This window comes from Enterobacter sp. GER_MD16_1505_Eko_090 (assembly GCF_003331015.1).
Lineage (GTDB): Bacteria > Pseudomonadota > Gammaproteobacteria > Enterobacterales > Enterobacteriaceae > Enterobacter > Enterobacter roggenkampii.
Map to the genome: position 1 here is coordinate 1 of NZ_PUQF01000035.1, position 10,774 is coordinate 10,774.

General features: G+C 46.7%; 7 protein-coding genes and 1 pseudogene. 2 read left to right on the forward strand and 6 right to left on the reverse strand.

Translation table 11 applies throughout. From position 1 onward, the window contains the following. Positions 1-76: 76 nt before the first annotated feature. The 3 genes and pseudogenes from C6A40_RS23985 to C6A40_RS23995 all read right to left on the reverse strand — a co-directional run. A pseudogene (locus C6A40_RS23985) lies at positions 77-460 on the reverse strand (hypothetical protein); the annotation flags it as partial. Between the two features lie 5 nt (positions 461-465). Beyond that, positions 466-1,167, reverse strand: a complete 702-nt coding sequence (locus C6A40_RS23990; RefSeq protein ID WP_038886240.1) for a WYL domain-containing protein — start codon at positions 1,165-1,167, stop codon at positions 466-468. 212 nt (positions 1,168-1,379) lie between these two features. Next, on the reverse strand, positions 1,380-2,255 hold the full coding sequence (locus C6A40_RS23995) for a GTPase family protein (protein ID WP_114191450.1): 876 nt from the start codon (positions 2,253-2,255) through the stop codon (positions 1,380-1,382). A 239-nt stretch (positions 2,256-2,494) separates the two neighbouring features. On the opposite strand from C6A40_RS23995, the gene C6A40_RS24000 reads away from it, so the two are divergent. Both C6A40_RS24000 and C6A40_RS24005 read left to right on the forward strand, forming a co-directional pair. Continuing rightward, entirely contained in the window at positions 2,495-3,397 is a 903-nt protein-coding gene (locus tag C6A40_RS24000; RefSeq protein ID WP_114191451.1) for an AbiTii domain-containing protein, read from the forward strand. A gap of 41 nt (positions 3,398-3,438) precedes the next feature. After that, positions 3,439-4,344, forward strand: a complete 906-nt coding sequence (locus tag C6A40_RS24005; RefSeq protein WP_114191452.1) for an AbiTii domain-containing protein — start codon at positions 3,439-3,441, stop codon at positions 4,342-4,344. Between the two features lie 595 nt (positions 4,345-4,939). Here C6A40_RS24005 and C6A40_RS24010 read toward each other — a convergent pair. The 3 genes from C6A40_RS24010 to C6A40_RS24020 are packed head-to-tail and all read right to left on the reverse strand — an operon-like array spanning position 4,940 to position 10,301. After that, positions 4,940-8,965 (reverse strand): hypothetical protein, encoded by a 4,026-nt coding sequence (locus C6A40_RS24010; protein ID WP_114191453.1) that lies wholly within the window; start codon positions 8,963-8,965, stop codon positions 4,940-4,942. A gap of 14 nt (positions 8,966-8,979) precedes the next feature. After that, positions 8,980-9,387 (reverse strand): DUF6375 family protein, encoded by a 408-nt coding sequence (locus tag C6A40_RS24015; RefSeq protein ID WP_114191454.1) that lies wholly within the window; start codon positions 9,385-9,387, stop codon positions 8,980-8,982. 11 nt (positions 9,388-9,398) lie between these two features. Further along, on the reverse strand, positions 9,399-10,301 hold the full coding sequence (locus tag C6A40_RS24020) for a radical SAM protein (RefSeq protein WP_114191455.1): 903 nt from the start codon (positions 10,299-10,301) through the stop codon (positions 9,399-9,401). Positions 10,302-10,774 lie beyond the last annotated feature (473 nt).

The following is a 10,774-nucleotide window of genomic DNA, read 5'->3' on the forward strand; positions in this document are numbered from 1 at the left end:
CCACGGGAATATCTGCGGCGGCGAACCAGTAATGGGTTAAGTGATAAAAAGTGTATGGAAATATAGGGGCCAATCCAGATTGATTGTCGATAATAGCGAAATAGCATCCTTCACCTTTGTCTTCTCCCTGATAGACCGTTTCAATGTCATTGTAGGTTTCACCTACAGGCTCCACTTTCAGTTGGCGAATCGTGTGCGTCTTTTTATCGGCAAGAAAAAGCGCACCACCACCACGGACACGTAACAGAAACTGTTTCGTCCACGGATAGTTATCAATCACACTGGCCTTATAGAGCATGTTGTGCAGTATGTTGTCATCCATACCATCGGCAGATTTCCAGCCTTCAGCCTGCATGTATTGCCAGGCTTTAACAGTTCCGACAATATTTCCAGCTTCAGTTGGGAAAACAGCCCCCAGGAAAAAGCTGGCAGCAAGCGCTGTAGTAGTAAGCAGTTTCATAATGATTATTCCTTTTGATGTATAAGGCCGCAGTTGGTTGCGACTAGCATTGAATTGAAAAAGCGAAAGAGGGGTAAAGCCTGAAGAAAATCCGGGCGTGAGAGGATGTCACGCACAGTGATATCCGGGGAAAAACTGTCTTTATGGAGCGTGATTGCCCGAATATCCGTCAAAGGAAAGACGGCAATCCGTGCCTGATGCTCCCCCGTCAGATACCACTCGCCTTCACGCAGAACCAGCCGGTAGGGAGCGAGACCTGTACAGCGGCAACCTTTACCGAGCAGCGTCACCTTTCGATGTTCAGATACCGCGCTCACCAACCGAGTAAACACGCCTGAGTCTGGTGATGAAGCCTGAGCTGCTCCTTGCCAGATAAGGCAAGGAGACTCCCCTGGTCCGCTCAACAGTGAACTGACCAGATGGTTATCCATATCTGGAAACAGTGCTTCAACGCCTGACTGGCGAGCAAATGTCATTACCGCCAGCTCTCTCTGTCGGCTACCGGATAACAAACGGCATCGGCCTTTACGATACTCTAGGTCCAGATACATCAGTCTTTCCCGAAAGTCCCGGCGCAGGGTTCGAACCGACACACCAAATTCAGTTGCCAGCGCTTGCAAATCCAGTGTTTCGCCAGCCACCAGACGGCTGATAATTAACGACAGTCGGACGGCAAGCCGATCATGACGACGTTCAACCTGAGCCATGAGGCAGGTTCTCCAGTGTGATAATTAGCTGAAAATAAAAAGAATATCTTAGCGAGGGTGTGGGACAGGGAATGGACACCAGACGACGTATTTTTTACAGTTGCCAAAATCAACCGTGATGGGGCGTAAAGGGGTAACTGTCGAAATTTAGCAGCTTATAAAACGCCAGAACGGACAGGGTATGTCCCGAAGTTAATGGCAAGTCAGCCAGCTCAGAAGAAAATCCAGTCCCAAACGGCACGAGCAACGGACACCACCGCCTCACGGACAGTACGGATGACCGCTTTTAGTGGCGAGGGTATAAATGATGCCGCTTCAGCAGAATCAAACACTTCTCCGACCGCATTACCAAAGCCTTCACGAGCCTGCTTTTTTATCGGTTCACTGCATAACCTCCCATGCAGTTGTGCCGCCAATGGGCTGGTGGCACGATCCGGCAGGCAACGCATTACCGTTTCTACCATTGATGGGAGATTCCATTCTGTTCTCGCTGAGACAACGCACACAGGATGGTGTGGCGAAAATAGCTGACGAATGGACTCCAGCTTGGCCTCGATATTAACCGACTGGTCCGGTGATGGCGCATTGCCGGTGACATTCCACTCATGGCTGGGCTCTATTTTGTCAGCCTGGTTAACGATAAAAAGTGTCCGATGCTGGTGGTCAGTCATCACTCGCTTGTAGAAGCGTTCATCGACGGAGAAAGCACGATCATCGGCTTTGATTATCCACAGGATTAAATCCAGCCCAGGGAGGATTCGGCGATATAAAGATTCATATTCTTTATCCCGTTGCTCACTCTCACCTACACCGGGTAGATCTACGAGTATTAGGCTGTGGTGAACACTGCGCAGCCGGAATCGCAGCACGTCGCGGGTACAGGCACTGATATCGCTGATGGGCGTAACCTCACTTTGGAACAGAGCATTGCAGAGCGACGATTTCCCTGCGCCTGTTTTTCCCATAATGCCGATGACCGGTTCGTAGTGAGTGAGCTTTTGAATATGGTCAAAAATATGTTTGCCAATGGCGTGGGGGAGTGATGCCAGTGGCTTTTCGATGGCCTGCAGACCTTCTGATTTTTTCACGATACGACCTCAGTAGAAAAACAAAACCCCTGAGGCAAGAAGGCGTCAGGGGGGATTCATGGAGATAATATCTATCTGAAATTATTTTGATGAGCAGAGTTATTCGCACAATACGGCTTTCTCAATGAGTTAAACAATTGGTAGTAGGTCTGACCTTATCAGACGACGCAGAAAGTTTGCTTACAGTTAGTAACACACAAGGTTAAAATAGATGTGTTGATGAAAAGGGACGCACGTAGATGATTAATTCACCAGTTCTTGAGCTTCAGGCTTTGGCTAGAAATCGTGAAAGTGACATTATTGAAGTTCTTTTGACCGCCAAAATGATAGCTGTAAAGCTAGGTTTAAAGGACCTTAGTGAATGGATGGAGTATGAGATTGATGGCTATCCTGGGGATGCTGATCTTCCAGAATATAGGACGGGGCAAGGTATAATCCGTTACTGGAACCCTTATCAAGGGTGGCAAAATCTCCAGTTCAGAAATGTGCCTGCAAGTGTCATTACTACGATACAAACTTACACCTTGAGCGAATCAATTTCATCGATGCAGTATGCTGACTCTGAAGATGGCATGTGCCGTTTAGTCATTCCACCACGTTTGGTGGAGCTAATCTTGAAAGGGCAGGAAACGCCATCTGAAATTTGCTGGTTTTTCAGTGCCAATAAGTTGAAGCACATTGTCACAACAGTTAGAAACAAAATACTTAACTGGTCATTAGAGCTTGAATCTCAAGGGATTTTAGGTATGGGTTTGTTGTTTACTCAAAATGAAAAAGATGCCGCCCCCCTTACAGTCAATAATACCAACATTTTTCATGGGGCTGTAACCAATGCTGGGGCAATCGGGGCAGGTAACGCAGGCAGCATTCAACAACACAATGCCATTAAAGCCGGTGATTTCAACTCTCTTGACCAAGAACTTGAAAGTCACGGCTTCAATGAAGAAGACAGGAAAGCACTAAAACGAATTGTCGATGCATTACCAGCACCAACAACTAGGGGTGAGGTAGAGCAACGCTTTAGTGGCTGGATTGGTGACATGACTGTGAAAGCACTGAAAGGTGACCTTAGAATCACGGGTGGAGTTGCACCAAATCTCCTTACTAATGCTCTATGCGAATATTTTAAAATACAACTTTAACTGTTGCTAAACATATTCTGATGTTTAGTAAGGAGCTTAAATTGCCACATTCTCCTGTTATTGAGCTTCAGTCTCTTGCAAGTGATCCTAATTCGGATATTGTTGCAGTTTTAATGAAAGCTAAGATGATTGCAGTAAAGCTAGACCTTATAGACCTTGCCGAGTGGATAGAATTAGAGATAAACGGTTACCCTACGATTGCATCAGTACCAGAGTATAGATCGGGACAAGGTCAATTGAAGGCATTCAACCCTGTCAATGGATGGATTCCGGTTGATTTAGGCGTATCTGACCCGAAAATTACCACCCCCTTTACAACCTTCAAACTTACTGAATCGATAGCATCAATGAAACGGTTAAGAGATAAGGATATAGGGACTGTAAGCCTCCCAATACCTGTAGGTTATGCCCAAATGCTACACGCTGGACAGCGTTCAAGGTATGAGATTCGCTGGTTTTTCAGTTCAGGGAAAATCGACCATGTCATAACCACTGTTCGAAATAAAATCCTCGACTGGTCACTTGAATTAGAGAAGCAGGGTGTTTTTGGGGAAGGATTGATTTTTACCACTACGGAAAAAGAGGTTGCACCAATGACAGTCAATAATACCAACATTTTTCATGGAGCTGTAAACAATGCTGGAGCAATCGGAGCAGGTAATACTGGTGACATTCAACAGCAAAATTCTATAAGTTCGGGTGACATTGCCTCTCTAGAGAATGAACTTAAAAAGTACGGCATTGCGGATAATGATCTTTCTGAATTGAAACAGCTTGTTGAACAATCAACTAAACCTACGTCTAAAACAGAAGTTGAAAAAAGTTTTGGGGCATGGATTGGTAAGATTACAGGACAGGCGTTCACCGGTGTGCTCAACATTGCTGGCGCTGCTGCTCCTGCTATTCTGACCAACGCACTATGTCATTTCTATAACATCCCTGTTTGACCCATTCTCAGGTCGCTATAGTTAGTAAGATTCTCTTTACGAGTCTGAAAGCTCATAGTGACCAATAATTATTTTGTTCTTCTGGCAAGGCGAAGAGTAGTTACATACTCCCTATGTACTCAGTATTTAGTCATAGCTTCGTTCTGGCTCTGTTAGATGGTGTAAACAACTAGAGCTAACAGTCAGCTCCATGTAAGCGTACAGAGAGAAACGTATTGACGAGTACAGGTTATTTGGAAGCTGCCACGGCAGCAGCTTACTCACTCGAGTTACGTTGGACGATTACTAAGAATGCGAGGGATTCCCGGAGATAATATCTGTACAAAAAATGGATGTTACTAGTCCATTTCTCGACATATGCTCATACTGAATGGTGGACATCATCTTACTGAACGGAGATCCCCTATTATTCAATAACCTTACCGTTAGCACGAACATGTCTATCGTTAATGCCTCTATCTGGCCCGCACAGAAGGCTTCGAAGTGAAGCCTTCTACTTTCAGATGAGATACCGAATAAGATCCTCAAAGTTTACGGGTGAAAGATTTCTGAATTCGTAACTCATATAGCGACTCCGCCCGCAATATTTTGGTTACTAGCACTCAGAAGCTACCTGATGGATATGAATACGCTTGTGAATATGTTGGTGATTCACGTAATACCTGTGCAAATTGTGCGTCTTGTTGGAGCGGTAATGAAAACCACGCTCCCCCCACATAAGCCATACCAATACCTTGCCGGATTGCATCAAGTAACGATCAAGTAGATCACGGCGCAGATAACTGACTGAGCCACTGACAGCCGAATCATACTCGCTAACTTTGCGGTACAGTGAAGCCACACCTGCTGCATCATGCAAATCCCATGTGTTTGCACGGTATCTGAGATTCAAAGCCTCACAAAGTTGCTTTGAGGGTAGGCTCGCACCGCTGCTTTGGTTCTCCACGCTATGGTAACTCTCCCAGTTGTAGTCCTGCACAGTGATATCTACCGCAACGCCATTGCCTGACCATCTGTCTGCGGACACCGAATTTTCATCACTATCATCCTCTTGTTCATTTGCGACTAGCAGCCCCGGAATCGACGAGAAAGGCATCTCACCAGCATAGGTGTAATAGTAGCCAGGAGCATCAGGGATGGCGCTGTTGCCAGGATATTCAAGATCAGTGAACAACCTACATAAATTGTCAACTTCTTGGCTATCTACGAATACTCCTCGCAGGAAAGTGAAAATCTGCCGGTCATCCGAGGTAGCATTTTGCTCAACAAAACCGTCAAGTAGGATCCATGGCCCCGTCAGACCATCAATTTCCGTAATCTCAAGGATGCTACGGTAGTCAGGTTGCGGACCCCTCATGATCCAATCCCCATCATCCGACGACTGTTCGCTGAACAAGGCTGGAAGTGGCAAATCAATGCTCATAGCGTCTAGCGGGAACGTCGGGTCGATATCTGCGTCCGATGGACGAGCGCTGCGGTCTTCGGAAAGGAGGCCCTGCGCGTATCGCAGTCCCCACATCTCGAAGTAAGCTATCCAGCCGTACTTTTTGCCATATCGATCGATTTTGTGTTTGTCTTCTCCCATACGAGAGCCGGAATACATTTGCCGATCAATAGCTTCGAACTGCTCAGGGTCATAACCAAGCACCAGCATTCGAGAAATAATTGCCTTCAACACCTGTTGGTACTCTGGGTTGCTGTCATCGTAGTTCGATCGATGTGGAATAAGTCTCCCAATCGTATAGTTACCGAAGTCCATTCGAATCGCTGCGCTCTGCGCTTGCTTGATGACTGCTGTATCGTACTGACGAATGCTTTTAAATACGTTAGGCAGATGGCTAAAAGGCGGAACAAGATGAGCAGCTTCATCCTCTGAAAAACAATTTGGATCTACCATCCTTGCAATGGCAATGATTCCCAGGCAGTACTGTTGATATAACGCATGCCAAGTAGGAGCTGTAGCATCAGGTACAAACATGGTTTGGTAAATCTCACGAGCGAACCGTGGCAACGCATCATGTAACTCTACTGCATCGATATCCGACCAAGTGGTCAGGACTGCACCGTAGGCTGCGGCGAACACTCGCTCGGGGACATATGGGTCTGAAACTGCATTTGTCTCCATCGCCAACCGGAAAAACTCTTCTGGCCGCCTGATGGCAAATTCATACAGGGCTTTGGTAGCCATATCCCGCAAAGCTCTGGATGTCGTCGTCAATGTCCACATCACCCAGCGAACTCTCCGAAGTTCACGCTCATCCAGATGACCCAATTTCCATCTCGTCGACAAGAATTTTAAGTCATCTTTAACTTGTTCAGATTTTTGACGAATCCACTCGGACCAAAAAAGATCGCGCTGAGTATTGGACATCGCCATTAGCACATCATGCAAAAAGCTCATATCAAACGGATGTGCTAGTGCAGCCCTGATGCTCCGTAGCTTCTCGAAGGCAAATTGTGCAAATCGCTTCGACTCCTGCATAGCTTGAGCAAATCGTTCAACAGTAGCCCGCCCGATATATCTTGGGTCCGATTGCGTCGTCAATAACAGAGCGTTCATAACGAGTATATCATCCGACAAGTCTTGCCAAAGCTGCCGCCTACCAGAGTGTTGCGGATACAGATCAACCAGAGCCCGGAATACGTCATAAGCGAAGGTATGCGAATCAGGTCCATGAGATTTAAATTTTGCGCTCCCTTCATCGCTTTTTAACCATTGGACCAACTCAGGCTTCCTGAGCAGGTGGTGCGCCATCATATGTCCGGCCATTAGGTCGTATGCAAACGCAACTCCTTGCCTACCTTCTTGAGAAATAGTCCTAACTAGTATGCCTTCAGACTCCAGTGCACGAATAATACTATCGTTCCACCCCATATCCCGAACTGCCGTCCGTGTAGCTTGAAAATCCACACTTCTCGCATTGTTATCCCAAAGAAGACCCGCGATCGTCAGTAGTGCATCCTGAACGTCATCTTGATAAATGCGATGCATCGCCGGTGAAAGCTCAGCGACTCGTGCGGCAACCTTGTTAAAATGTGCTTCGAACAGGCTTGCAAGCGAACGGGGCAATGCTTCCACTCCGACAATATGCTGACGAGGAGAATTTGCTACTTCGCAAAAAATTCTCAGTGTTAAGGGGTGCTGCAAGAGTTCGACTGGTAGATCCGCATCGGTAGCATCGATCTTGTAGTACTCAAAGTACTTGTCAAATGCTGTCTTCGGATCTTCCTGAAACCCGTTATGTTCAACTTGGGGAAACCCCTCAGGCAGACACATCTGGGCAAATTCATTGCGAAGAGTGACAACTAACAAAACATAAGGAAAATTCTTTAGAAGCTCATCCGCTCGGGATAATTCATCCCTCCAATTTCTCGGATCTTCCGCCTCATTCAGACCGTCAATAACAATAGGTATGCGTTTGCCTGCACGCTGGCCTGCCGCATCTACGGCCTCAATCAGGCGGTCGAAACTTTCTGCTGGCCTCCCAGAAATCTTGAAGGCAGTTACGAGATCATCAAGCCCTTGACCTGAATGAAGATTCTTACCCAATAGGAGAATTCCCCCTGGGAATTCCCCTTCTGGCTGGGTTACCTTGACTGCAAGTTCAGATTTACCTTCACCTGCCGCCGCAAGTACAGCAACTGCCCGAGCACCAATTGACTGCTCCAGACTGCGGAGAACAGACGAAACCATGTGAATATCTGCAACCAAATTAGCGGTTAACGGAGCCCCGTCAAAGCGAGCTCCACGCAATTTCGAAAGTAGCCTGTCATAACGTACCGGCTGACGAGGATTTGAAACCAACGCTTGATGTACAGAGTTAAAGTCACCTTTGCCGAGCGCCGTGTGTAAACCATCAATAAACTCAGTCAACCCAATAACCCGGGACAGGAGTAATTCAACTTCAGTCCTGAGCTCAATTTTGAGTTGCTCAGTAACCGAAGCAATGCTCGTATAATTCTTTTTTAAAGCGTTTGAGAGTTCTTCCAGAGATTCCCATGCGTTTTGGCTGCACAGATGCCTGAATATATTCTCCTCAGCCCCCACCGATACATGAACGTCTGGCTGGTAGCGGTTCTTAAATGGAGCCACGGCAAGCTTATACTGCTCAGCAATTAGCTCTGGGGTTAGAACCAGTTCACCAAAGTAGGTTTCCCGTAAAAGCGCTCCCGGTCCGACCAAAAGATCTTCGATATCAGTAGCAGTGAGCAGTTCTAACTTCAATTCGGGGAAGCGGTCTCGCTCTAGCGCGAAAAACCACTCTTGATCACCTTTTGTTAACGTGTGATGAGTCCAAAGCTTCCAATTGGTTACTCCAGGGACATGCTTACGCGTCTTTTCGATACCTTCGATGATCTTGTTGCGGCGGGAGGCTCCCAAATCTTGTCCATTCACCAGCTCATACCACTTGCATTGCCAACCAATCCAGCCTGGTGGCGCACCGAGATCACAAGGCTCCGTCAGCTCGAGGTGAAACTCCACCCCAGGCTGATTTGCAAGTTGCTTAAAGCGACCGAAACGACCATAGTGTCGGCGTACCAGAGCGCGGCAAAGGTTTTCGAAGTTCACATCTGCTGCACCGGGCAGTTCGTTGAATACTTTCCAATTTACTTCAGGCATCAATGCATCCTCTTTCAACTGGCATCGCTGGAATCGGACGGATAGTCATGCGCTGAGAAAATCTCGACCTTTGCTCCAGCCTCGACAAACAGCTTCACGAACGCGGATACCTCTGCCTCATCAGTAGTTATTGTTATTCTATCGCCTTCTCGATCTAGATGATGATCTGACACCAATTGACCAAGATCGGTTGGTCCTAAAGTGTGGAGTTTTAGGCTGCATAGTAATGAGAGCATTTCATCTGAAAACCGTTGATTCTCTGGCTCATCAAAAGGGATCGAGTAACATTCATCTTTCTCAGCCTGAGTAATGAGCGTTTTAATATCCTTCTCGACCTTCTCTGCATCTTGCTCTTGCTTGAATTTTCCGATGAGAACTAAGTTCATCGAATGCTCAGAACCATATCCGTTCCAAATTTTCATTACTGTGCCCCTTATTTCATCTCTAAGGTATTACGAAGTCGCTTAAGCGCTGACAGAACACCGGTTTCGCCAATATCCACACCGGTGGTTGAATAAGAACTCATACGCAATATGCCGGAAGCGTCTATGTGCGCGTAGGCTCGAAGGCCAGTTTCATCAGGAAGAGGATCGCATATGGGTAGTCCTGACGCTCCCACCTCACTTACTGCAAGTCGAACCTCTCCTCTATAGTTGGAGACCCAGTTCTTAAGCTCTCGGCCGACCACTTCATTCATACTTGCGACCGCGTTAGTTGCTTGCTGAGGCAATAACAGCAATTCACTAGCTCCAAACTGTTGCGCCAGCTCAGTTACTGCATCAAGCTCAAAGACTGTACGTTCGTTTATCACGACGTTTATTCCAAAGGGCGACAATGTTGCAATCGATTCAATTCCCTTAAGTAAATTGGCAAAAGGTTTTCCGCGCAGTTCTTCATAGGTACTGCCTGTCCCGTCAACGCTAATACGCGCGAAGTGAATTGATCCTTTGAGGTGTTTAACTAATTGTTGCGACAAACGATGACCATGGGTCGTGAATGTAACGGCAAGCTGAGTTTCCCCGGCAGCCCGTTTGCATATTTCGACGAAATCTGGATGGAGAGTTGGTTCCCCTCCGCCAAAGCCGATGCCGAAGCATCCTTCAGTATCCAATTCCTTTAACCAGCTAAGTACTTGGTCAGTATGCAGCACTGCCTTGTGTTTGGGCGCAAAACAGTACGCGCAATGGAGATCGCAAAGATTGGTGAGTGCTATTGAGACTTGACGGGGAGACGTCGACCAAACTGCCCCCTGAAGGTGCAATTCGTCTAATAGGATGTTCAAACCTGTATTCCGATCGAAGAAATGCACTCCGTTTGGCCCGTTTCTGGACTTCATAACACCAAGTTCCCCGCTGCTTAAAACCCACAAAAGTAATAGTATTTAACATCATAGCGAGAAATCCCTTAAAAAAGATTGCGTAAGGTTTGCTTTTCGCTCTCAGTAGACGCTTTAGAGTTACGTGTTTATCTGCTGTATGCCAGAAGCAGGCAAGGCTAATACTAGAGTTTCTTCATTACTCGCACACTTAACGAGCAAAATACGGACCGCGTGTTCCTCGCACATGCCACAAGATTGAGGTGTAGATCAAGAAACGATCAGATAAAACAGTAAGGTAGATATCTCTGTTTAGATCCTTTCTCGTTGAGAGCGTAATATATTTTTTGCGCTGTATATTTTCTTCACGGATGTCTTTCGCGATCACGTTGCAGATGAAGAAAATGAGAATTAAGGGTAAGCGTCGTCTGAGTACCGTCTGGTCCCGAATCCAGGATCCTGTAACTTAAGCACCCACTTATTTTGCAGGTGGA

Excerpts from the sequence above, each read along its gene's own strand:
- C6A40_RS24020 (WP_114191455.1), bottom strand. The coding sequence starts at position 10,301 with ATGAAGTCCAGAAACGGGCCAAACGGAGTGCATTTCTTCGATCGGAAT.
- C6A40_RS24015 (WP_114191454.1), bottom strand. The coding sequence starts at position 9,387 with ATGAAAATTTGGAACGGATATGGTTCTGAGCATTCGATGAACTTAGTT.
- C6A40_RS24000 (WP_114191451.1), top strand. The coding sequence starts at position 2,495 with ATGATTAATTCACCAGTTCTTGAGCTTCAGGCTTTGGCTAGAAATCGT.
- C6A40_RS23990 (WP_038886240.1), bottom strand. The coding sequence starts at position 1,167 with ATGGCTCAGGTTGAACGTCGTCATGATCGGCTTGCCGTCCGACTGTCG.
- C6A40_RS24010 (WP_114191453.1), bottom strand. The coding sequence starts at position 8,965 with ATGCCTGAAGTAAATTGGAAAGTATTCAACGAACTGCCCGGTGCAGCA.